This is a genomic window from Vibrio sp. 1978, assembly GCF_033344345.1.
Window position 1 is genome coordinate 255,307 of sequence record NZ_JAWPOP010000001.1, and the last position, 23,945, is coordinate 279,251.

Genomic DNA, 23,945 nt, shown 5'->3' on the forward strand with positions numbered 1-23,945 from the left:
TTACCTCATACAAAAAACGCCCGGCTTACGTCGGGCGTTTTGTTTCTAAATGACTTTTACATTACTTTATAGATTGATTCGGAAGACGGATGTCGTGCCCGATACCTCATTGCCAACGACGATAAAATGACCACCGTTACGGGTAAAGTAATTAATGGACTCTGGACCTAAATCGCCTGCTTTTGGATTGTATGTGTCGTTCATGCATTCGCCATCTTCGACTTCTGTACATACTGGCTGATTGTAATCACGGCGGTTTACGTAATGCATAAACTGCGCTTGTTTCGGGTCTGTGATGTCATAAATCATGATACCGCCTTGACGCTCCAAGCCGATAAACGCGTAATGACGACCGTTAATTTGTGCTACTTCAATCGCCTCTGGCTCAATACCTTTATCATCACTTCGGTCATCCCCACTATTATTGTTATCGTTGGTGCTGTTGAAGTTCTTGCCTTCATTCAGCAGCGCGATAGTCGCGAAATCGTCACCACTATCGAAGACCAACTTGCCGTTTTCATCCCAAATCGAGAATGAACGCGCGCCAAATGATTGAACATTCTCTTGTGCAGAAAGCGTTTGTTCCGGCTTAATCACTTTTAAACGCGCGAGTTGTTTGTTGTCTTTTAGTGCCTCTGCCAATGGGTGTTCTGCTGCCACTTTCAGCTTCTTACCGCGCACTTCATCAATATGGCTTAAACAGGTTCCTTGCTCAGATGTATATTCATCTGTACCGAGGTAATCGTCTTCATCCCACATAAAGCCAGCTTTGTCGCACAGTTCTTGAGTGGTTTTGAATCCGTACTCACGCCCGTCGCCTTCATTTGCAGATACGATGTAAGTACTCCCATTCACTGAGTAGCTGTCGATGGTGTCAGGCATAAATAAGCCAACCAGTTGTGGGTAGCTTTTCAAGTTCCCAATGATTTTGTCTTTGTTGGATGCATCGAGTTTAGCGCCCGACCAAGACTTCTCACCCAAGCCAACAATTCGCTCTACTGATTTGCTCTCTGGATTGACGATTGCCATGGCGTTATTTTCTTGTAGCGCGACATAGATTTTGCCGTTATCTGCAAAAGTGAGGTATTCCGGCTCTAGATCTTGTGCGATGGTGGCGTTTACCCCCGAAATACGCACATTCTTTGGAAGCTCTGCTTTTCGTGAATCATCAAATTCGTTAAAGCCAATTTGTGACACTTCTGCTTGAGCAACACCAAGGCTCAGATCGATCAAAGTGATACTACCTTCAGGGTCAATGCTGTAATCGCTGTTTGGTTCTCCTTCATTAGCGGTTGCGATGTATCGGCCATCTTTCGAGAAGCCAACCATGTCTGGCAATGCGCCTGTTGGAAACGTCATGACTAATGACAAATCGTCGGAGCGGTACAAGCCAACAATACCATTCGCTTGTTTATTACTGTTTTCAATCGCAACTGCTACCAAACCATTGAATACAGCGACACTGTTTGCTGCGCCAATTTCAATGCCCGCTGCTTCGCCAGCGCTGTTGAGATCAATGAATGCGCTTTGCGTTGGTACGCCGTTGTCATCCATAGACATTACATCGACACGTTTTGCTTGAGCATTAACCACATAGAGCTTATCTGTACAGGCGTCATAACTGACGATTTCAGCTGCCGATGTGTCGAATGGTGCATCAGCAACGGATGCTCCGATAAAAGTTAAACCTTGAATTGACGTTTCCCCAGTAACGGGTGCAGTGGTAGGTTTGCATTGTGTAGCGAATGAAGCCACGGTATCTTCGGGTTGTGATGAACACGCGATGGCAAGTGATGACAATGCGAGTGCACCGATTGCCTTTAAAGGGGTGATCATGATATCTCCTTATCAATCCGATAGGTTGTCAATCAGCATGGGTTTTATGCTGCTGTCCATTTCCGCAACTGGAATGATAGAGCGCTGAATGACGTTTGATTTGGTAAGGCTCTGAATATATGTATGATTGATGACTCTTATATTGGCTTTTTATGAAACTAATGTGTCATCAATATGATGAAGTAGGGATAGAGGAATAATGGAATTAAAATCGTTTTTAGATTTATTGGCAGCGTCACCAGAGCAGGTCGAATTTGAAGCAACGATGGCGGTGATCGAAGATAACTATACGTTTGAGCCAACCGCTTTTGTAAATGGTGAGACACAAAACAATGCAGGCGAGAACAACGGTTCGTGTAAGATCTTCGCTTTCGGTTTGCTAAACAACCTAGACAAAGAAGCGACGCTAGCCTGCTTTGGCCGTTTTTATCGTGAAGATGTATTGCAGCATCCAGAGAACAGCGATCACCAGAATATTCGTAATTTTATGGTGACAGGGTGGGAAGGCATTAAGTTTGAAGCGTCCGCTTTAACCGCTAAATAAACACCAGTCAGAAAACGATGATCAGTAAGCCAGTCGTATTACGCGACTGGCTTTTTTTCTAGACATTTTCGGCACAAACACAGCTGGTTGGCGCTTGGCTTGGGTAAATCACGGGTTTCAATAGTAAAGCACCAGCATGTCTCTTTGCCTGCGGCGATATCACAATGGGCTTGAGTCCCGCACTCAGGACAACTGTGCGTTGAATCTTCTCCTGCGATTTGTTCGATAATCGCATCTCGTTGGAGATCGGTTTTGTCTTTCCATTGGATGATTTCATCCATCGTCCGGTGACAACCAGAGCATATTCCGGCGTTATTTTTACATGCTGCTCGACAAGGTGACTTCATTGCTTTCTCGTTCTCATTTTTTATGCCGCGTACTCTAGCACAAAGCGAGTCAAGGCCGCCAAAATAAACGTGACTGCGATTTGCTGGTGAGGAGGGAGAACCAGTGTTACCCTTGCACGAGTTACCTTAACTCTCTGTCACTTATGTTAGAAAAAGAAAACCTCATTAAACTCGCTAGAATGCAAATGCCATTTGGGAAATATGCAGGGCGAGTGTTAATCGACCTGCCTGAAGAATACTTACTGTGGTTTGATAAAAAGGGCTGGCCAAGCGGCGAGCTAGGGGATTTGCTCAAGCTATGTTTAGCGCTCAAAATTGAAGGCTTAGATAGTGTCGTGAAGCCTTTGAAGCGCATGTAATTAGCTACAGAAACGCCCACTCTTGATGAAAAGACTTATTATGAATTTTGATATCGATGCACTGAAACACCACCAATTGGTCGAAGATGGTAAATTAGAGGGATGTTACATTCATCAGCCAGCTCAAGGTAGCCAGCAAGATGACAAAGCTGTTTTGGCAGAGCGCCAAGCGTTGGAAAAGTTGGCATATAAGGTAATACAGGTTAAAGCTAAAGGCGGGACAACAACGTTTGCCGAGGCGATGCAAAAGCTTGCGAAGGAAACTGGTCACCTGCCTAAGGAGTAAGTGAGTGTAACCTGCCACAGCCTTACAAGTTCACCCACGAGACCAGTGTTTTCATTCAAAAGAGCCAGACCGTTAGGCTGACTCTTTATTGCCCCTTTTCGTGTTAGCACGGAAACTGTCCTGCTACCAGACTTGTGTTTCAATAGTGCCTTGTAGTATCGAAAACACTTACCACAAACTCTAGAGATTTATGTACTATACCACCTACTGGAAGCTTGATGGGTGGTATTGACGTGAACTTATCTCAAATTGATCTGAATTTGCTCTTTGTTTTAAAGCACTTGCTCGAAGAGAAGCATGTATCTAACACCGCTATGGCTTTAAATATGAGCCAGTCTGCGGTAAGTCGAGCACTGCAAAAAATGAGAGTTTTCTTTAATGACGAATTACTGGTGCGCAAGAAATACGGCTATGAACTGACTCCAAAAGCAGAGTCAGTAAGGCAAGACATCAATAATGTGATTACCAGTTTAGAAAAACTTGCCCATAGAGACTCGTTTGATCCGAGCACTGTATCAAGCACCGTTAAGGTTTACGGCCTTCTTCCTCAGATTAATACCTTAATGCCTAAGGTTATCGCTAAGATTCGGCAAGAGGCTCCAAACCTTAAGGTCAGTTTGGACTCAGCACCAAAACGTCATTTTGATGCGTTGGTGGCTGGAGATGTTCATTTCGCACTTTCCTCTCATCAACCGCCAAGCTCTGAGCAAAATATCTATCGAATGGTTGTTGCTAAGCGCACTTTCCGTTTGCTTATGAACCGCTATCATCCACTGGCCGATTTAGAGCTAACTCCAGAGCGTTTGGCCGAATTTGACTTTGGACAAGTCTCTTTGCAGGGTGAGAAGCGATTGTCGTTTGAGCATAAATACCAAGAGCTAGGGCTAGCGAACAAAAAAAAGCGTTTATCAGCACCAGTTCAACTGAATAACTTTAGTTCTGCTCCAAGTGTCGCTGCGGAGACTGAGATTATATTTCATCTACCAACACCTTTTGCAGAAGCAGCTTGTCAAGACCCTCGTTTGATCGTTCGAGAAGTACCTGCCGAGTTGCAGTTGGACTTTCAAGAAGTCTTCCTATATTGGCACAAACGCTTTAACGATGATCCTATGTGTGAATGGGTACGAGAGATCTTTAAACAGCTCTATGTTGGAACCGATACTTTAGCTTAAATGCTTATATCGGGTCATTCGTGTTTAACTATTCGTATATTGGATAGTGATATTCTCTTTTCTCGATAGTGATTAACTTGTCAGTGATTATGATAATCAGGTTTAATTGATAATAATTATTAAATGCAATTACATTTTAAGCCTATTCAATATGAAGCCTCTTTTCACATACTCTCTATTTTCTACATCAGTTGTTTCTGCTTGTATTACTGTACCTATGGTCGTTGTTGCAAATGACCAGTTACCTGAGACTGGTATCAATACAACAGCAATGGAAACCGTAGTGGTCACAGCCTCTGGTTACGAACAGAATGTCACAGAAGCGCCAGCAACTATAAGTGTTCTCACCCGAGAGCAACTTGAAAATCGCTCATATAAAGATTTGACTGATGCTTTAAGTGATATACCTGGGGTAACCGTCACAGGAGGTGGTGATGGCCAAGATATCTCAATTCGAGGTATGCCTGCTCAATATACGGCCATTCTTGTTGATGGCAGGAAGCAGTCTGGTCGAGAAACTCAAACTAATGGTAGTACGTTTACTGAACAAGACTGGCTTCCCCCGTTGAGTGCAATTGAACGTATTGAAGTTGTACGTGGCCCTATGTCAACCCTCTATGGGTCTGATGCTTTGGGGGGTGTGATTAATATTATTACGCGTAAAAATTATCAAGAGTGGCACGGAAGCTTGCGTGCAGAAACGACGCTTCAAGAAAATTCAAAATCTGGAAATAGCTATCAAGGGCAGCTGTACCTTGCTGGCCCTGTCATAGATGGTCTGTTGAGTACTTCTTTGACTGGACTGTATCAGGAAAGAAAAGAAGATGAAATTGAAGGTGGTTATGCAGGTAAGACACTCGACAACTATCGAGCTTCTTTGTACCTCACACCTACCTCGGATGACACTTTTACTCTGGAGTTCACCAATCATAACCAAGAGCGAGAGACCACTCTAGGTAAATCAGTGGAGCGAGAGTCTCAAGTTGCAGTACGAGAATATGAACGCCAATCTATTGGTTTTAGCCACGACGGAAACTACTCTTGGGGTACAAGTTCTTCATTTATCAGTAATGAAACAGTAAAAAATATCGGTGCAGATAAAGAAGTAGAGAATAGTCAAATTAATACGCAATGGGGTCTGCCTCTTAATGCTCACTATTTAACGCTGGGCGCATCTTTCGAGCAAAAGGATCTGACTGATAATAAACTATCATTGACCTCTAAAAACAAGCAATGGGCAGTATTTGCTGAGGACGAGTGGTATCTCACGGATACATTCGCTCTCACTCTTGGTTTACGTTACGACGACAATGAGATCTTTGACGGGCAATTTAGCCCAAGAGCTTACGGGGTCTGGTCTATTGACCCTAGTTGGACGCTAAAAGGTGGTGTGTCTACGGGTTATCGAGCACCTAGTTTGACACAAATGGACGAAGAGTGGGTTCAAGAGAGCTGTAGAGGACGTTGTTCTATTTACGGTAATCCAGACTTAACAGCAGAAACCTCCATCAATACAGAGATGGGACTGTATTACGTTAATGAGCGAGACCTTTCTGCAAACATTACTTTGTTTTACAGCAACTTCAAAGACAAGATCGAAAGTGAGTTTGTCGATCCGACTTGTACTGATAGCAGAAGTTGCGACCGCACTTACGTCAACATTGATGATGCGATCAGCTATGGTGCAGAAAGTTCCGTATCTAAGGGTATTACAGAGTCAATTACACTAAGTGCGACCTACTCGTATACTCGTAGTGAAAAGAACACTAATGACGATGATGATGGCTTACCTCTCGTACAAGCACCTGAACATATCTTCTCACTTAATGGTGATTGGGCAGTGCGTGATGATGTTGCTTCATGGGCCCGAATAAACTATCAAGGCAAAGACAAAAACAACATCACTAGTGATAGCACAAGAACGTTGGCACCTTCTATTACTTACGTGGATCTCGGTGTGAACTGGCGTGTAACTAAGAGTGTGAAGTTAATGGCAGCGGTTTATAACTTGTTCGATGCTCAAACCACAGAGGAAGAGTTTGGCTATATTGAAGATGGCCGACGCTACTGGTTAGCTGCTGAAGCGACTTTCTAATCTACTCACTTTTTAAGCGAATAACAAAACAATGAATACCAAAATTAAGTCTGCGATGACCTCTCTGCTACTTATGCCCTTTGTCTGTTTGGCTGGGGAGTTCAATGTAGAGAAGGATATCTTGTTCAAAACTGTAGGTGAGAGAGAGATTAAACTTGATCTTTATACTCCATCGGTTGAATCAAATACTCAGTACCCGTTATTAGTTTGGGTACATGGTGGTGCATGGAAACGTGGAAGCAAAGACGCCATCCCAGAAAAGAACCCATTATTACTTCAGTCTGTGTTGAATGAAGGTTATGCGCTAGCTTCAGTTGATTATCGCTTAAGTGGAGAAGCGATCTTTCCTCAGCCAGTACAAGACATTAATGATGCACTGAACTATTTGTACGGCAATGCTGAAAAGCTCGGTATTAAAGCGGACAATGTTGTGATAATGGGACGCTCTGCTGGTGGGCACCTCGCTGGCTTTATTGGTGCGACTAACTCGGCATACAACCAAGTAGATTTCTATGAGCCACCAAAGTACAAGGTCTCAGCCGTAGTGAGCTTTTTTGGCCCTACCGATTTACTTGAGTTAAGTAATAAAGGTGGCAAGAAAACCAGCAAAAAATCGTCTGTATCTCGTTTCTTAGGAGATATTCCAAACAATATTCCAAAGCTTGCCAAGAAAGCATCAACGACGAGTTATGTGAATGAAAATACTCCACCATATATACAGTTACACGGCACCTTGGATAAGCGAGTGCCTCTATCTCAAAGTGAGATACTTAAGGCTAAGCTTGATGAGCATGGAGTTACCAACCAACTTTTCATTGAAGAAGGTGTAGGACACAGTGCACCTGTCTTTGATACCGAGAAGTACGTTACTCATGTTTTGGACTTCTTAAATAAACACTTTCCGAACTAACGCTCTAGTCAATATAAGGCTTAAAAGTTCAAGGGGAAATACTGAGCCAACTGTGATTACAGTTGGCTTTTTCATGTATCTCTATTGGGCATTTTATCATTCTGATTAATGGGAGCGGCTGGCTCATTTTCAGGCAGTGGTTGAATAAATCTATGACTACTTTAGGGTATGTATTCTAACGTACTTCTGTCCAATTATAAGCTATAGGGTTTTCTCAAGCTGTATTTTGCTTTACAGGAGTCAGAATGCCTGACTCCTTTTCACTTTGCTTGTCGTGAGCTTTACCATCTTGGTCGTAGAGTATTGGTTATCGAAACCATTAACTCATGTTAGTGAAAGGAAGTTCCTGAACCCTATAGTGCTTCTTTCACCAATCTTCTGTTTGGGCCATTATCTCTAACATCCAGACGCGAAATAGCATAAGATACACGGCCTTTACTAGCACTGAGCCACTCATTGTAATGACAGATAAAACACAGCAAGCGACATTTGCCGATCTTGGCCTGATTCCAACATTAGTCGAGCGACTAGAAGCGTTGGAATACAGCCAACCGACGCCCATTCAATCCCGTTCTATTCCTGATATCCTTGAAGGGAAAGATATTATTGGTGGTGCCAATACGGGGTCTGGTAAAACCGCTGCTTTTTCGCTGCCAATCTTGCAAAAAATTGTTCAGCAAGACGAATCAAACAATCGCCGTGGCAACTTCGTTTCCCACCTGATTTTAGTACCAACTCGTGAGTTGGCATCACAGGTGGCATATAACGTCAAATCTTACTCATACCATCTCAGAGATAAGATCAAAACGGTTGCCGTATTTGGTGGTGTATCGGTGAACCCACAAATGCTGGCGCTTCGTGGTGGCTGTGACATCATTGTTGCAACGCCGGGTCGATTACTTGATCTGGTATCCAGTAACGCGATTAAGTTGGACCAAGTAAAAACGCTTGTTCTTGACGAAGCCGACCGTATGTTGAGCCTCGGATTTACCGAAGAACTGAATAAGATTCTTGCGTTACTCCCAGAGAAGAAACAGACGCTGTTATTTTCTGCAACTTTCCCTGATAAAGTGACGACGTTGGCTCAGCAGTTGCTCCGCGACCCTGTTGAAGTTCAGTTGCAGAGCGCAGAAGCCAGCACTTTGGTGCAGCGCGTGTTTAGTGTAAATAAAGGTGAGAAGACGGCGGTACTCGCGCACTTAATCAAACAGCATCAGTGGCGACAGACTCTGATTTTTGTGAATGCTAAGAATGCCTGTAATCATTTAGCTCAAAAGTTGTCAAAACGCGGTATTACCGCTGAAGTTTTCCATGGTGATAAAGGGCAGGGCGCTCGTACTCGTGTCCTTGACGGTTTTAAGTCTGGCGAGATTCAAGTTCTTATTGCCACCGATATCGCAGCACGCGGCCTTGATATAGAAAAACTTCCAGTGGTGATTAACTTCGATCTTCCGCGTAGCCCTGCTGATTATATGCATCGAATCGGTCGTAGTGGTCGTGCTGGTGAAGTAGGTTTAGGGTTATCTCTTATCGATTACGACGACTACCACCATTTCAAAGTGATAGAAAAGAAAAATAAGTTTCAACTTGAACGCGAGCAGGTAGTCGGTTTTGAAGTGGAAGACGATCAGAGTGAAGCCTACTTTTTACCAATGAAGCCGCGAGCGAAGCCGGCAGGTACGGGTAAAAAGAAGAAAAAGCGTAATCAATAGAAAACGTAAACTACATGTGAGTTTACTTACGGGAGTTGTTAGAGAAAAGGAATGCTCACTAGCTTGAGTCTTCGCTTCTAGCCATTCCTTTAAAGAACAATAGAGCCCTGCTGGAGCTACCAGTAGGGCTCTATTGCTTTTCAAGATAGTGTTATTGGCGACGAGCAGGGCGTCCGCGAGGTGAACGCTTTTTAAATGCAGACGCTGCTTTGGCTTGTGACTTAAGAATAGAGTCAACGGTTAGCGGCATTGGCTCTTTAGGTTCAAGGCCATGAGGGAAGGTACGAGCTCTTGGTGGTAAGTTGTATTCTTCTTCGCTCGCGCGTGGCATGCGCTTAAAGCGATAAAGGTAAAAGTTTTCTAATTTTTCTCTCGCCCATTCGGTTTTCTTTAAATACTTCACGCTACTTGCAATCGAAGGCTTAGTGTTAAAGCAATTAAAACGCATTGCTGTATCTAGAATGTCCCAGCCGTAAAAATCCACTAACTCTTGCAACATAGTCTCTAGCTTTAATCCGTGCAGTGGATTGTTCTGTTGCAGCTCGATTCTCTCTTCGTCAGTCATCATTTTTAAGGGCCTTACTCATTAAAGGGCGGAGTTTAACAAAGTATACAATGTAGAGATATCTATAGTTACTTTGCGATGGATGCGAGCACAGTGCTCTCTACCTTGAAAGTATAAATCGGAATTGGCCGCTCTACTTGGCTCTCTGCTCAAAAATGACTCTTAAAAGTTCAAGCGTCCCAGCTCGATGTTAAATTATTGTGTAATAAGTGAGATTTTTGTTGTTCTTTTACTAATGTCTAATATTCCTACCCATAGCAACACATGCTTAATAAGCTCAAAATCAAAATTGGTTCATGCCGCTTTCTTAGTATGGCCTAGAAGTTTGATGTGGGTGTTGTCTCGTATTGGTCGAAGGCCTGTCTACCAAGCGAAACTCTAGTTGACGTAGTTCAACGTTGAAACATAAAAGGATGACTCAATGTCTGACAAAAGTAAGACTTTTTACAGGGATGTGCGCAAAAAACCGCATGAATTTGAAAGCCGAGAAGACTTTCTAAATCATGATTTAACCGTCATGAGTTTCCGTCGCTGGGGAATTCATTTGCCTTCACGTGATTACAGTATTGAAATCGAAGACTGGGTACCGGCATTAGCAGCAACCATTGGTAAAGTGGTTATGGTCACTGCCATGGTTTCCGCTTTTGCTGCTCAGTTTGGTTTATCTCCGGAATTCATTGCAGAAAACGTGCGTTACGAATTACTTATCGCTGGAGCCCTGTTCGTCATCCTGTTTTCTGCCATCCTAAACCCGAATGCAAACTTAGCGGGAACCCATGGACCAATGATACCGCTGATTCCTATGATTGCAGCTGCAGGAGGGCACCCTCTCGCGCTAGGTTTGATGGTGTGTGTTTTTGGGTTAATTCTCGCCTTAACCAAAGGTGGCTCTAAACTCATGACTCTTACTGGTATCGGGGTTCGAGGAGGGTTGTTGATCTACCTTGGTGCCGTTGGGTTGCTCGGGCAAATTAATAAGACGGAAGCGTGGGCTGCAAGTACGGACCAAGGTTACATTTCGTTTGTGGTCATAGGCCTAACCGTTATGGTTTACGCTTACTTAGCCAAGATCAATAAACGTTGGCTCGCTATCCCATTGTGCTCTGCACTCGCGGGTATTGTTGCTTATTTGATGGGCGCTGAGTTTGCTTTTACCACAGAACCGGGCCTACCTAATTTCAGTCCATTCTACTGGTGGGGGGAAGATACAGGCTGGCAGCTAGGCTGGCCAACCCTAGAGCACTTTATTGCCGTGACTCCATTTGCTCTACTGGCAGTCGCTATGTGGTCCCCTGATTATCTCGGCCATCGTGTGTTTCAAGAACTTAACTACCCAAAAGAAGCGAAAGGTGTACTCATGGATGTCGACGACACGATGGTCGGAGCATCTGTTCGTCAGGGGGTTGGTTCACTCTTAGGGGGCGGAAACCTAGCTTCTTCTTGGGGAACGTACATGATTCCTGCCGCAATTGCCAAGCGTCCTATTCCAGGTGGCGCTCTGTTGACGGGTTTCATGTGTATTGCGGCGGCGGTAATTGGCTACCCAATGGATCTAGCAATGTGGGAACCTGTTCTGCGCGTTGCTTTGATTGTGGGTGTATTCTTACCACTCCTTGAAGCGGGTATGCAGATGATCCATAAGCATAAAGATTCACTCAGTGCAGGTATCTGTATTTTTGCCTGTGCATTCGTTAATCCAGTCTTCGGTTGGGCAATCACGATGCTGTTGGATAACCTCGGGCTTATCGGCGACCATGAGCGTGCTAACGAACTATCGCGCAAAGATAAATATCTGATTCCTGGCACTGCGTTTATCGTATGTGCAGGCTCCCTTGCTATTGTTGGTCAGCTTCCAGGCATTCCAGCTCTTATCGGTTAATCGAATTATGCTCTAAAGGTATAGTGAGAGCAGTGAGTAAAGGGACTTGCTTCTTAAAATAGTAGACAAAAACAAAAAGCTACCTAGTACCAGGTAGCTTTTTGCATGTAGGGTTAGGCTACGGAGTTAGGCTATATGAGTGATTCAATGCCGTATTTTGCGCCGTAGTGTTCAACGACAAAATCAATGTCTTTGTCACCACGGCCTGATAAGTTGATCAAAATCGAGCCGGTTTCTCCTTGCTGTGCGAGTTTAATTGCGTAAGCGACAGCGTGTGAGGATTCAATAGCAGGGATTATTCCCTCTTCACGAGACAGCTCAAAGAAGGCATCAATCGCTTCGTCATCACTGATTGAGCCGTAATTGACACGGCCAATGTCTTTTAAGTAACTATGCTGAGGCCCAACCGATGGGTAATCCAAGCCACTTGCTACAGAGTACACTTCCTGAGGTTCGCCTTGCGCATCTTTAAGCATGTAAGACTTAAATCCGTGCATGATACCTGGCTCACCGAGTGTGAGTGTTGCAGCATGCTCGCCAACCTTTTGCAAAGAGCGGCCCGCAGGTTCAACGCCGTGAATGGCGACTTGTTCATCCTCTAAGAAAGCAGTAAATAGCCCCATCGCGTTAGAACCACCTCCAACGCATGCGACGAGATTATTGGGTAACTTGCCGGTCATTTCTTTGAATTGAACTCGTGCTTCGTTACCGATAATTGATTGGAAATCTCTCACCATTTTAGGGAATGGGTGAGGGCCAACGACAGAGCCTATCGCATAAAGTTGTGTATCAGGATCTTTCAGATAAGCTTCGAATGCAGAATCTACCGCTTCTTTGAGGGTTTTGCGCCCATGAGTGGCAGGAATGACATTAGCACCAAGGATTCTCATGCGGACGACATTCGGATGTTCTTTGGCGATATCAACTTCACCCATGTAAATGTCGCATTTCAAGCCAACCAATGCCGCGGCTGTAGCAAGCGCAACACCGTGTTGCCCTGCGCCAGTTTCTGCAATTAGTTTCTTCTTACCCATCTTTTTAGCGAGAATGGCTTCCCCTAAGCAGTGGTTAATTTTATGTGCGCCTGTATGGTTTAAGTCTTCGCGCTTTAGGTAGATGTCTGCTCCGTATTTTTTAGACAAGTTTTCCGCATGGAAGATTGGGCTAGGTCGTCCAACAAAGTGCTTATACAGGCGAGCGAGTTCCGCTTTAAATTCAGGATCTTTGCTGCATTCCTCATAAGCTGCGTTGATGTCATGCATGATTTGTTCAAGCTCAGGTGGAACAAAGCTACCACCGTATTCACCAAAGTATCCTTCTTCGTTGGGCATAGTGAGATCAAACGAGTTTTTCATTATTTACATCCTAGTTAACGAAAGTATTGATACTTTTATACCCAAAATTTAGAAGTGGTTGTGTGATCAGTTGCTTAAATCAGAGTTCGCGATCTAGTGCACTAGTTAAAAAGTACAACTTGTGTAGGGGACAATAGTTGTGATGTAGAATCAGGTGGTTTGAATAGATGCAAAAAAGCCTCGAGAGATCCTAGGCTGTCATAAGAACCTCTCGAGGCAAACAGAATGCTGGAAATACACTCTGCGATGGTGTCTGGAAACAAAAATTAGATTCGTTTCCTTTGTCAGATATTAGGGTTTTAGAATGAGTCGATGTCAGCGAAATGTCACAAGTTAATTGCGGTATTAAAAGCTTATTTTTTATTTTTGATTAATGGATTAGAAAGTAACCTAAAACAGGCTAACCTACCGCGTGTTCCGCGTCTTTTAAGTTGGACATGATCTTTCTTTGTCTCGAATCGGCGTCTTTAACCAACACGTGCACTTTAGCTCTTAAAGTAAACGTGGCGCTCTGGCTGGAAATTTTTTGTTTGACTGCATCAAATTCGAACTCACCATTTTGGAAACTTGATAAAGGAATGAGACCTTCGGTTCGGTTCCTCTAACTCAACAAATACCCCGAAGTGTGTGACTCCACACGCTGTCCCTATGAAGTGTTGTCCGATAAATGGCTTCATGTAATGACATTTCAGTGCTGACTCAACCTCTCAGCTAGGGATTATGTGCTCGTAGTTATTAGAATTTATTGATTGAGCAGATATATTTAATTTCATTTTTTCTCTTATATTCGCCAATCGCTTTTATTTTATAAACTTTATTTTTATGAGCAAAGCATGAGGCGAAGTGATTCAGATATGAATGAGATTAATTTAATTCCAAACTGGAATTGCAAGGTAGGTTGTGTGATTACCTAAAGATGTATACCAAAGTGACTTTATTGAAAGTGATTAATGATGGTGTGGGAGAGGTAAGTGATTTGGGTATATAAACTTAGATAGAGAATAGTAAGGGCAGTAATAAGTGGAAGGGGATTGTGGCACCAACAACATTGATGCCACACAAAGAATTACAGAGCAGTTACTTCAGCTGCTTGTAAACCTTTGTTACCTTGTTCAACAACGAACGATACTTTTTGGCCTTCAGTAAGAGTTTTGAAGCCTTCAGAAACAATAGAACGGAAGTGAACGAATACGTCATCACCGCCATTGTCTTGAGAAATAAAACCAAAACCTTTAGTTTCGTTGAACCATTTTACTGAACCAGTTAATTTATTAGACATAGATACCTCTATATTTGATTGTTTTAAATATTGAATTTTTAGCTAATATCAAGTGCTACTATATGATTTTAGAGATAACTATTTTGTCGCAGGAACGTAAACGAGGAATTCGATGTGGAACTGAGAGAAACTTTGATCTTTAATTACATTAATAGCTCTTTCCGTAAGAGCTGATGTGCAGTATACCGACAAAATTAATAAAGGCTAGCCTTTTCTTTTTTATTTTTTGAGTACACCAAGCGCATTGCTTTCAAAGCATACGCTTGGTGTATAAGACGGCGTGATGTTATAGGTGGCGTCGAGCGCTTAGTGTTTTCTGGTTGGGCCGTTACGAACGATGTCTTTACCATTGTCATATACGTGCTGCGAAACCCAGCGACCGAGGAGCAATTGGTGCTTTTCTCCTAATACGGCAACAAATGGACGACCATCGGTATTAGAGGTGGCTAGCGCAACGCCAGTGACACCTTCAAGGCCAAGAGCGCCGCTTTCTACTAAATGCAGAAATGCCTCTAACTCTTCAATCGTTTCGATTACATGGTTATCAATATTCATTGTATTCAATCTCTTCGAATTGCATTGCGGTCGCGTACTCTACCTAAGTTAAGCGTGGAAACCAAGCTTCTACGTGCGTCATGTAATGAGAGAACCTTGCCCTGCCACTAATCATCAATAAGTTAGTCTCGATAGTCCGGAACTTGCCTAGATTCAATGAGGCAGAAAACACTCTCTGGTTAGACATGAGTCACATAATGTTGTCTGGTTTATCTCATCAATACTTTTGCTATTGGATGGGGTAAAGGGGAGTGCAATAATTTGTAAAACTCTTTTCCTAAAGGCTGTTATGAAGAAAGTCCTGATTACCGGTTTTGAACCTTTTGGTGGTGACGCCATTAACCCCGCCTTAGAAGCGGTCAAGTAATTAGAGGCTGCGGCCATAAAAGGCGGTGTGATAGTTACTTGCCCAGTCCCCGTAGTTCGATATGACTCGGTGAAAGTCGTTATTGAAGCAATAGAAGCGCACCAGCCAGACTGTGTGATTACTGTAGGGCAAGCGGCCGGGCGTAGCGCGATAACCCCAGAGCGTGTCGCAATTAATGTCGATGATTTTCGTATTCCAGATAACGCTGGTCATCAGCCGATTGATGAACCCGTGGTGGCCGATGGTCCTGATGCTTACTTCTCGACGCTGCCGATAAAGCGTGTTGTTCAAACGCTGCAAAAGCAGGGGATACCTAGCCAGATTTCCAACAGTGCCGGAACATTTGTATGTAACCACCTTTTTTATGGCATCCAACATTATCTAAAAGACAAACCTATTCGTCATGGGTTTGTTCATATCCCATTATTGCCAGAACAAGCAGTAGATGGCAGTCAGCCTTCTATGTCTTTGGACATGATAGTCGAAGGGCTAAGGCTGGTGGCGCAAGTTTGTATTGCCAATGATAGCGATATCCTGGTAAGCGGTGGAACGATTTGCTAGTAAGTGTTTTAAAATCCAGTAAGTGTCTGAAAGATAATAATAAGCTCGTCGTTTGATGTTGTAGTAAATGTTAGCTTTGTCAAATTTCACAAGTAGCGAAAGGAGTAGCATTGAATAGTCAGGTTGGATGTTGTTCAAACTGGCATTCCTCTAGTACAGGAGGTGTTAGGGGCTAACTTTACGAAAGGCGAGTTATTATGAAAAGCAACAAAAGTAAGTCAATCGCACTTATCTCTGTCGTTGTTTTCGCGTTGGCTATTGCTGCGCTTAAATTCGAAAACACGCTCGGAGTTCTTCCCATCGTAGTCGCTATTATCGCGTTTTTTACTTGCGTTATTTATACCGGTAGGTACTTGTCCGATATGAAGCGTTCAGAGTTGATAAGTCAACCCAAACAAGCTCGAAAAATGTGTGCCAACGCATCACGCAATGAGCTTGATGAGTGCGATAAAAAGCGTTGAAGCGAGTCACATTCTCCGTATACTTTGCTGGAGCATTAATGCACTAACGTGTCGGAGATAAGCATGTCAAATCGAGTACCAACCAACATACTGACCGGATTTTTGGGTGTCGGTAAAACGACCACGATTTTAAATCTACTGAAGAACAAACCGGAAAAAGAAAACTGGGCGGTTTTGGTCAATGAATTTGGTGAGATTGGCATCGACGGTGCATTGATGACCGACCAAGGAGCGCTGATTAAAGAAGTGCCGGGTGGTTGTATGTGCTGCACTGCGGGTGTGCCGATGTCGGTAGGTATCACCGCATTATTGCGTCAAAAACCGGACCGTTTATTGATTGAGCCGACAGGCCTTGGTCATCCAAAACAGGTTATCGCGACGCTTACCTCACAGCAGTATGAACCTTACGTTGATCTTAAAGCGACGATTGCCTTGGTTGATCCGCGTAACTTAAGTGATGAAAAGTATCTTTCTAACCAAAACTTCGTGGACCTGTTAGACAGTGCAGATGTGGTTATTGGTAGTAAGGTTGACCTATGTTCCAGCCACGACCTTGATGTGTTTAATGACTGGGTGACGGACCAATCCCCTTCAAAAGTATTCAGTAAGCTTATTCATGACGGTGAGTTGCCGATAGAAGTCTTGGATATTGAACGGGTTTACGGCAGCGCTTCTTCCCATATCGAGTCACATCATCATGACCACGCTCATCAAGAGCCTCAATTCCAGTTGGCGCCTGGTGAAGCCTTTGTGCGCAAAGAGAACAAAGGGCAGGGTTATTTTAGTTGTGGGTGGTTGTTTGGGGCAGAGTATAAGTTTGATTTTGAAAAGCTTTTCTCTATGCTTTCGGACTTGACCGCAGAGCGTGTTAAAGCAGTGGTCAATACGGATCAAGGTTGTTACGCGTTTAATGTTGCCAACCGAGTCGTGTCGGTGAATGAAATCAGCTTAGAAGGCTTTGAATCACGATTAGAAGTGATAGATTCTCAGCTGTTGCCATGGGATGAGCTTGAGCGAATTCTCCTTCAGTTATCTGGCATCAAACATTAAATTGCGCAAAGGTTAAACGAAAACGGTGAACCACTGATATATCTGTGCTCACCGTTTTTTCTTTTGTAGGATTTCAATGAGAAAAGTGAGATAAATCACTCAAATTCGGGTATAGTGCACGGCTAAATTTTTAAAGCTATTTTTAGTGGTTTGTTTAAGGAATACGCTCAATGTCATTTTCATCTCAAGGTTTTGCGCCAGAAGTGGTTAAAGCACTGGCAGAATGCGGTTATGAAAAGTTAACGCCAATTCAACAGAAGGCGATTCCAATGGCTCGCAAAGGCCATGATATTTTCGCTACAGCACAAACAGGTACTGGTAAAACGGCTGCGTTTTCTCTGCCTATGATTCAGCAGCTGCTAGACAGTAACCGTAGCGCTTCTCGTAAGACTGCTCGCGCACTTATCTTGGCTCCAACTCGTGAGCTTGCTGAACAAATTGCTGACAACATCAAAGCTTACACGAAGTACACGAACCTGTCGGTGGCTGCGATTTTCGGTGGCCGTAAAATGTCTTCTCAAGTAACGGCATTAGAAAACGGTGTAGATATCCTAGTGGCTACACCAGGTCGATTGGAAGAGCACATTGAACAAGGTAATGTCTCGGTCGCACACTTAGAGTTTTTAGTGTTTGATGAAGCAGACCGTATCTTGGACATGGGCTTTATTCACGCAGTACGTAAGATCATGCTAGATGTGGATACTGATCCGCAAATTATGATGTTTTCAGCAACGACTTCGAGCCAACTAAATCTGTTAGCAAAAGATATCCTGCGTAAGCCTAAGCGTATTGAAGTTGAGCGAGCGAATACGACAGCACAGACAGTTGCTCACGTGTTATATCCAGTTGATCAAGAGCGAAAAACGGAACTGCTTTCGGAGCTGATTGGTCGTAAGAACTGGAAACAAGTGTTGGTATTTGTGAACTACAAAGAGACCGCAAACGACGTTGTAAAAGAGCTGAAACTTGATGGTATCAAAGCGGTGGTTTGTCATGGTGACCGTGCTCAAAGTGCTCGTCGTCGTGCGTTAGAAGAGTTCAAGTCCGGTAAAGCACGTGTCATGGTGGCTACCGATGTCGCTGCTCGAGGTCTAGATATTGAAGATTTACCTCACGTTGTGAACTATGACATGCCTTTCCTAGCGGAAGATTACGTTCACCGAATTGGTCGTACAGGCCGTGCAGGTAAACAAGGCCATGCTGTTTCATTTGTAAACCGAGATGAAGAGCTCACGGTTGTTCAGGTTGAAAATCTAATCCAGCAGCGAATTCGCCGTATTGAGCTTGCAGGCTATGAACCAAAACAGCGTGAATCTTACATTGAAAAGCTGCACTCAAAACCAGCGTTTAAGAATCGTCAAGGTCGTCGTAATAACCCGAACCAGTCGGCAACAGACCAAGGGTCGGCAGAGCGTCGTCTTGCTATGGTGAAGCGCCTGAAAGCGCGTCGTGGCGCAAAGTAAATTACATCCGTTTTAGATGAAAAGAGCCCCTCAATATAGGGGCTTTTTTTGTTTTGTCGTTTCGCGTTAATTTAGGCCAAGCATATTTGGCTCACCACGATAAATAATGCGATCGTTTCCTCGGTGAATACCAAACGTAACTGTAACAGGTGGATTTTCCTCTTCACTTGTCGTGTTATCCCAATCGTATTTCAGCCAAGGGATGCGATTACCTGAGCCGTCTAAATCCAGGTGGAATTGTATTTGCTCGCGTGCTGAGTCAATTTGGCTTGCAACGATATCGGTCATTCTGCCAATACTCATCGTTCCAACGCCAGAAAGCAGGGCGTTGTTTGCTAGCGCATGAGACCAAATTGGCGTGCTGAAGTAATATTCACCACTCGCCGTTGTTGAGCTGTCATCGAAGTTAGTCGTAAATCGACCGTTTTGCCAAATTTCCACATCAAGTGGCACTTTGATCACCATGCCTTGGTTGCCACCTACATCTTGAAAGTTCAAACGACCGAATCGAATGTCTGGTTGTTTTGTGAGCACTTCGCTATCGTCGAAGAAGTTTACCTCATCAACGGCTTTAGTCGTGACTAAACCTATTTGGCTGCTGTCACTGTTAGTCCCTTTATTAAATGGGCCATCAGGGTATTGTTTATCTGTCGTGTTCTTTTTCCAACATGGGCTATTGTTACAAGTCGCATTGGTCGAGGGCTTCTCGATCACAAACGTTCCAACACTCGCGCTACCCAGTAGTTTCCAGTCTACCTTCTTAGGCTTAGGCGGCAAAAACCGATCGGAGTATGAGCTTAGCTCGCCTAAGTCGAAATGTTGTTGAAGGTTAGATGAAAAGTGGACGTAGTTCTTCACGTTTTCCTTATTCGCATTGAGTGCGACAACATCGTAAGTGACTTTCTCAAAAGGTTGATTCATGTAAGCAAAAGTTTGGCCATGTGGGTAGTGCCATTCTTGGTCTTGCACTTGAAAATATTTTGGGTAAAAACGACCGATGTAACGATAGCTTTCGTTCACAGTCATACCTAGATATTTACTTTCTAGGTTTGCTTTTACTCTCAAGCTCCCGACTTCTTCCCAATATAATCCATTAAAGACGAATTGATCATTCTTGGCTGAATTATGCGCCTGAGCCAGTGAGTCACTACTTTTTAGCAATTTTGAGGTTTGGTTCGCTGTCTCTGATGGCGTATGTTGCTCACTCGACAAGACAACCGATGCTGCTGGAGCGTCATCAAGCATAAAATTACGGGTGATAGAGGCATCACAATAACGTGCTGATTCAACAGAACCACTTACAGAGCCGTCAGTTTGCCAAATGATCGGCTTCACTGTTAGAGAGAAAAGTTCTCCGGCGGCAATAAACCCATCTCCTTGTTCAGAGGTGCCAGAAGGCAAAGCACGTTGGTTGTCACAGATAGCGAATGTCCATGGTCGCGAGTGCACATTAAATGTCCCTTTCACTTCCACTTTGCCTTCTTCAGGGCACTCTTCAAATCCCTCACATTCAAAATGATCGGACAATGTCACTTCAAATATGCCGGACTCGTTCGTGACAAGACCATGTTCAGACAAGCCGTCTTTAAATTCCGCTGAATAGCTAAAGTTTCCTTCACTTCCTCCTAATGGTTGAACCAATGGATGAAAAACCTTAGGAGTACCATTGTAGTTGCTTGCGACTACAGGTTCGCCGGTGGAAGCACAAGCAAGCAATCGCGTATGCACGTTTTCTGGTTTACCTGCAATAACGCGTATTTGATTTAAAGTGGCGCTTTTCGTCTTTGAGTAGGCCTCAAACATAAATGGCGTAAACATAAAGCTAACCGTTTGATGCTTGCTGGTGTCTTCTGCCATAGTGAAAGTCAGCGTGTAGTTAGTACCTAACGCGATGGTATCAATATCGTTCGGGACCACTCGAACAACGAGCTCACCATTGTCGTCAGACATAAATTGGTTTGCTTTTAATGTCTGCTGACCTTTGATCACCTCTAAAGTGAACAAGTCAGGGTGTGATAGGGCTGCACTGACTTCTGCGCTTACAACTTCTCCATTATTGGTTGTCATTGCTGTAAATTGCGGAAGATCGTCGCCGCACATCAGTGCCATGTCGTCCGATGGTGTGACGCTGAGGTCGAAGTCGTTCTCTGATGGAGGCGTAATTTTACATTCAGGGATATAAGAAGGAATAGGGCAAGTTGTTGGTGTTTGATTTGCGTAACTACAATTGGGTTCATCAATGCCACAATAGTGGTTGAAATTTGAACTTGATTCTAGGGTGGCTGTCACACTACCACAAATAGAAGTATTGGAGTTATTAATTGAAAAATGCATTGCCGAAATAGCTTGCTTATTCGCATATATTTTGGTCGTGCCAAAACCTGTATCTACAGTATGTCCCTGAGATGTCAAAGAACCAAAAACTGTCGTATTATTAAGATTTATCCCCGATAGAGCATTAATGTTGCCCACAACTATTGGTGTATTAGAAAGCGACGATTCCAGTTGATTAATTTCTACTTTTGTTCCTTTTGATTTGATATCACCGCAGAACATACCAGATTCGATGTACACGTCACTTTGAGCAATGATGTTGCCATTAAGGACGTTGTGCTCTCCGTAAAACTCGACAGAACGGCCATTTCCACCAACACCATTGGTTTCTATATCTCCTTCGATTTCACTATCAGTTATTTTTATAGAACCTAAAGCAGAGACATTACCTAGTACGTAGCTATTACCATTAATTTTTAACCAAGTTCCTTTAGCTTTGATGTTTATAGGGCTTTCCTTTGAGCCTATGACATTCTGCCCACGGAGTGTTATGGAACCATGAGCGGTTAAAGACGATGAGCTTTGACTACTATTTATAATTTGATCGCCTTTCGGGAGAACAATATTTGTAGTGCAATCGTAAGTAGAACCCGTTACATGAATGGTTCCGTTTTTACAAAAGGCAACATTAGTGTTTGACTTGATATCTGCTAAGTCATAAGTGGTGGCGTGTGAGGTTAGCGGTAAAAAAGAACCGCAGTGAAAATACTGCAAAGACGCATCATCAAATGTCCTAATGAGTGGAACAAGATGGCATCAAGCGAGCGTGAGCAAATGCTCACTGAAATTGGAATAGCTGCGGTAATTTTTTGTTTTGAAGCAGCTTAGTTATTGAACTTTGGTTATTTTTTATTTCGTATGTCATACCAAAGTTTAGCGGCCTTATTACAACGTAAGTGTCAGGTTAGTTCAAGAGGCCAGTGTGATGTGTGTCGATTTATATGTGTAACTATTTGTTAGTTAAGGATAATAAGTAAGCATGTTGGTTCAGAATCAGGAAGGAAGCGATCCTGATTCTGAATGTTTATAACGCTATGCAGCGTGAACGATGAGTGGAGCCATCTGATATAACTCTTCTAGTATGGCTTTCGTTTGTCTCGAATAGACCAGGCAATCTCGATCGCCAACGAGCTGAATTGCCCTCACTTTACCTGCAACCAGACATTGCCTAATCGTGCGTAGAACCATTTGGATATCAATTTCTGACGCGCCATCAAGGCTGTTTTTGGTTTTTAGAGATCCAAGGTCGATGCTAATGATTATTTGGTCGCAGTGGTCTAGGTAATTGCCGATCTGTTGCTTAACGTTATTGCGATGACGAAAAGAAAACTCTTTCTCGGTCACCCAATCACAACCTTGATCTTCCGCGTATTCCCACGTTTCCTGCTTCGTCTCTTGCTCACAGACGCCAGCAAAAAACAATCGTACGTTTTGATAGCGAGAAAGAGCAAAATGGAATGCAGAGCCTAAGCGTGGCTCAAGTGTCGGCTTCAAGTTCATGTTATGCCCGATATTTACGACACCCACTTCGTCTCGATAGGATACGACCACAGGTAACATTGACAAGATTGCCTCGGTACAGTTGGTCACTAAAACGGGAATAGAATGACGAGAAAGCGAAAGACTTAACGCTTCCTGAAACTCGCCATTTTCCAGCTTGTCGTGGTTGAAGTGACCAAAGTTTTCAGCGGTTTCATGATCATGTTGTTGGTAAAGCCAATCACTAGCATTTTCCAAACTTTGATCAGCTAATTCAAACGCACCCTTCGACATAGGAGGTAAATACTCGCACACTGTCATAAAAGAAAAAGGGTAATGTTGCGGCTGTTTCACTGTGTGATGGAGTTTATAGCGTTTGAAAAAGCTTAACATGATGAATTACCTTTCTGGTGGTAGTGCCCTTGCCGCTTGCAGTACATGTAAAATAATGCGCTGCTTATCCTTTTCGACTCGGTGGGCCGGAGCCATCACCGAGACTGCGCCAATCAGTTTGCTTCCTTTCATTACCGGTGCGCTTATACCTGAAACACCAGGGTCAATCTCAGAAGTACTGACGGCATATCCGTGTTTACGGATGGTTGTGAGCTCTTTTTCCCACTCGTCGCGTCGGTGATCTTGATTAAAATATCTCAAGATTTTCTCGCATCGACTTTGAGGCATAAAAGCGAGCATCACTTTAGATGAGGCACCGCGCAGCAGAGGTTGACTTTGACCCTGGACGAAGCTGCAACGCAGCGCCTGCATACTTTCTTTCTGTCTGACACAAAGCGCACGATAACCAGCTGGTACCATATAAGCGGCCATTTCCCCGGTTTGTTGTACCAACCTAGCCAGTATGGTTTCGACCATGTCGAGCCCATGTTGCGCGGTCTCATAGCTGTGCATGAGTAATAATGCCGCTGGACCAACGACAAATGTCTTGTCGTGAACGCTTTCTTCGATCAAGTTCCACTCTTTAAGCAGTTTTAAGTGTCGGTAAAGGCTGCTTAAAGGAACGTTCAATTGCTCGCTTAGCGCTTTCGCAGAAACTGGGAACGGACTAACTGCAACTTGCATTAACAACTGCAGTGATTTTTCGTTTACCTGGTTAGCATTAGCTTTGTTTGTCGTCATGAGAGTGTTGTAACGTGTTGTAGGAGTTACGACAAATATAATTCTTAATTACTGAGAAAAGAAAAATAATTTTAATGGGTAATTCTTACATGATGAGAAACAGACCGGTAAAGACTTTCGCAAGTACCGATAGACATAACATGGTGTCGAATTAAAGTCTCAGGTTTGAGGCGCTTGATACTAAATTGGAACAGGAGTGAAT

General features: G+C 43.6%; 20 protein-coding genes and 2 pseudogenes. 12 read left to right on the forward strand and 10 right to left on the reverse strand.

Annotated elements, in window-relative coordinates; translation table 11 throughout:
- Positions 1-66: 66 nt before the first annotated feature.
- Positions 67-1,836, reverse strand: coding sequence for a choice-of-anchor I family protein (locus R8N49_RS01090; RefSeq protein ID WP_170893316.1), 1,770 nt, complete (start codon positions 1,834-1,836; stop codon positions 67-69).
- Between the two features lie 199 nt (positions 1,837-2,035).
- On the opposite strand from R8N49_RS01090, the gene R8N49_RS01095 reads away from it, so the two are divergent.
- A complete protein-coding gene (locus R8N49_RS01095; protein WP_005375560.1) occupies positions 2,036-2,380 on the forward strand; it encodes a HopJ type III effector protein in 345 nt (114 codons plus the stop codon).
- A 38-nt stretch (positions 2,381-2,418) separates the two neighbouring features.
- On the opposite strand, the gene R8N49_RS01100 is transcribed toward R8N49_RS01095, so the two are convergent.
- Positions 2,419-2,727, reverse strand: coding sequence for a cysteine-rich CWC family protein (locus R8N49_RS01100; protein WP_080276966.1), 309 nt, complete (start codon positions 2,725-2,727; stop codon positions 2,419-2,421).
- Between the two features lie 143 nt (positions 2,728-2,870).
- On the opposite strand from R8N49_RS01100, the gene R8N49_RS01105 reads away from it, so the two are divergent.
- The 6 genes from R8N49_RS01105 to R8N49_RS01130 all read left to right on the forward strand — a co-directional run bounded on the left by R8N49_RS01105 (position 2,871) and on the right by R8N49_RS01130 (position 9,261).
- The gene (locus R8N49_RS01105) at positions 2,871-3,086 is read left to right on the forward strand and encodes a DUF3820 family protein (protein WP_005375557.1); all 216 of its coding nucleotides are present in this window, start codon (positions 2,871-2,873) and stop codon (positions 3,084-3,086) included.
- A 40-nt stretch (positions 3,087-3,126) separates the two neighbouring features.
- Positions 3,127-3,372, forward strand: a complete 246-nt coding sequence (locus R8N49_RS01110; RefSeq protein ID WP_170893315.1) for a hypothetical protein — start codon at positions 3,127-3,129, stop codon at positions 3,370-3,372.
- A 218-nt stretch (positions 3,373-3,590) separates the two neighbouring features.
- A complete protein-coding gene (locus R8N49_RS01115) occupies positions 3,591-4,544 on the forward strand; it encodes a LysR family transcriptional regulator (RefSeq protein ID WP_256900902.1) in 954 nt (317 codons plus the stop codon).
- 151 nt (positions 4,545-4,695) lie between these two features.
- Positions 4,696-6,639: a TonB-dependent receptor domain-containing protein gene (locus R8N49_RS01120; RefSeq protein WP_054576367.1), complete on the forward strand. Its 1,944-nt coding sequence runs from the start codon at positions 4,696-4,698 to the stop codon at positions 6,637-6,639.
- Between the two features lie 31 nt (positions 6,640-6,670).
- The gene (locus R8N49_RS01125; RefSeq protein ID WP_005378556.1) at positions 6,671-7,549 is read left to right on the forward strand and encodes an alpha/beta hydrolase; all 879 of its coding nucleotides are present in this window, start codon (positions 6,671-6,673) and stop codon (positions 7,547-7,549) included.
- A 461-nt stretch (positions 7,550-8,010) separates the two neighbouring features.
- Positions 8,011-9,261: a DEAD/DEAH box helicase gene (locus R8N49_RS01130; RefSeq protein WP_005375545.1), complete on the forward strand. Its 1,251-nt coding sequence runs from the start codon at positions 8,011-8,013 to the stop codon at positions 9,259-9,261.
- Between the two features lie 151 nt (positions 9,262-9,412).
- On the opposite strand, the gene R8N49_RS01135 is transcribed toward R8N49_RS01130, so the two are convergent.
- Complete coding sequence (locus R8N49_RS01135; protein ID WP_005375544.1) at positions 9,413-9,829, reverse strand: VF530 family DNA-binding protein; 417 nt, start codon at positions 9,827-9,829, stop codon at positions 9,413-9,415.
- 418 nt (positions 9,830-10,247) lie between these two features.
- On the opposite strand from R8N49_RS01135, the gene R8N49_RS01140 reads away from it, so the two are divergent.
- Positions 10,248-11,705 (forward strand): DUF3360 domain-containing protein, encoded by a 1,458-nt coding sequence (locus R8N49_RS01140; RefSeq protein ID WP_053303744.1) that lies wholly within the window; start codon positions 10,248-10,250, stop codon positions 11,703-11,705.
- Between the two features lie 131 nt (positions 11,706-11,836).
- On the opposite strand, the gene trpB is transcribed toward R8N49_RS01140, so the two are convergent.
- The 4 genes and pseudogenes from trpB to R8N49_RS01160 all read right to left on the reverse strand — a co-directional run bounded on the left by trpB (position 11,837) and on the right by R8N49_RS01160 (position 14,894).
- On the reverse strand, positions 11,837-13,060 hold the full coding sequence (gene trpB / locus R8N49_RS01145; RefSeq protein WP_005375643.1) for a tryptophan synthase subunit beta: 1,224 nt from the start codon (positions 13,058-13,060) through the stop codon (positions 11,837-11,839).
- Positions 13,061-13,460: 400 nt separating this feature from the next.
- Positions 13,461-13,767, reverse strand: a pseudogene (locus tag R8N49_RS01150) (S1 RNA-binding domain-containing protein); the annotation flags it as partial.
- A gap of 359 nt (positions 13,768-14,126) precedes the next feature.
- The gene (locus R8N49_RS01155) at positions 14,127-14,339 is read right to left on the reverse strand and encodes a cold-shock protein (RefSeq protein ID WP_005375644.1); all 213 of its coding nucleotides are present in this window, start codon (positions 14,337-14,339) and stop codon (positions 14,127-14,129) included.
- Positions 14,340-14,645: 306 nt separating this feature from the next.
- Complete coding sequence (locus R8N49_RS01160) at positions 14,646-14,894, reverse strand: hypothetical protein (RefSeq protein WP_005375646.1); 249 nt, start codon at positions 14,892-14,894, stop codon at positions 14,646-14,648.
- Between the two features lie 289 nt (positions 14,895-15,183).
- On the opposite strand from R8N49_RS01160, the pseudogene pcp reads away from it, so the two are divergent.
- The 4 genes and pseudogenes from pcp to R8N49_RS01180 all read left to right on the forward strand — a co-directional run bounded on the left by pcp (position 15,184) and on the right by R8N49_RS01180 (position 18,796).
- Positions 15,184-15,822, forward strand: a pseudogene (gene pcp, locus R8N49_RS01165) (pyroglutamyl-peptidase I).
- Positions 15,823-16,019: 197 nt separating this feature from the next.
- Complete coding sequence (locus R8N49_RS01170; protein WP_053303741.1) at positions 16,020-16,283, forward strand: hypothetical protein; 264 nt, start codon at positions 16,020-16,022, stop codon at positions 16,281-16,283.
- Positions 16,284-16,346: 63 nt separating this feature from the next.
- The gene (locus R8N49_RS01175; protein WP_318189851.1) at positions 16,347-17,333 is read left to right on the forward strand and encodes a GTP-binding protein; all 987 of its coding nucleotides are present in this window, start codon (positions 16,347-16,349) and stop codon (positions 17,331-17,333) included.
- 170 nt (positions 17,334-17,503) lie between these two features.
- Positions 17,504-18,796, forward strand: coding sequence for a DEAD/DEAH box helicase (locus R8N49_RS01180; protein ID WP_025768979.1), 1,293 nt, complete (start codon positions 17,504-17,506; stop codon positions 18,794-18,796).
- 66 nt (positions 18,797-18,862) lie between these two features.
- Here R8N49_RS01180 and R8N49_RS01185 read toward each other — a convergent pair whose 3' ends face one another.
- The 3 genes from R8N49_RS01185 to R8N49_RS01195 all read right to left on the reverse strand — a co-directional run bounded on the left by R8N49_RS01185 (position 18,863) and on the right by R8N49_RS01195 (position 23,743).
- Entirely contained in the window at positions 18,863-21,844 is a 2,982-nt protein-coding gene (locus R8N49_RS01185; protein ID WP_412034900.1) for a DUF6701 domain-containing protein, read from the reverse strand.
- Positions 21,845-22,162: 318 nt separating this feature from the next.
- Positions 22,163-23,002 (reverse strand): arginase, encoded by an 840-nt coding sequence (locus R8N49_RS01190; RefSeq protein WP_086047306.1) that lies wholly within the window; start codon positions 23,000-23,002, stop codon positions 22,163-22,165.
- 6 nt (positions 23,003-23,008) lie between these two features.
- Positions 23,009-23,743, reverse strand: coding sequence for an IclR family transcriptional regulator (locus tag R8N49_RS01195; RefSeq protein WP_053307814.1), 735 nt, complete (start codon positions 23,741-23,743; stop codon positions 23,009-23,011).
- Positions 23,744-23,945 lie beyond the last annotated feature (202 nt).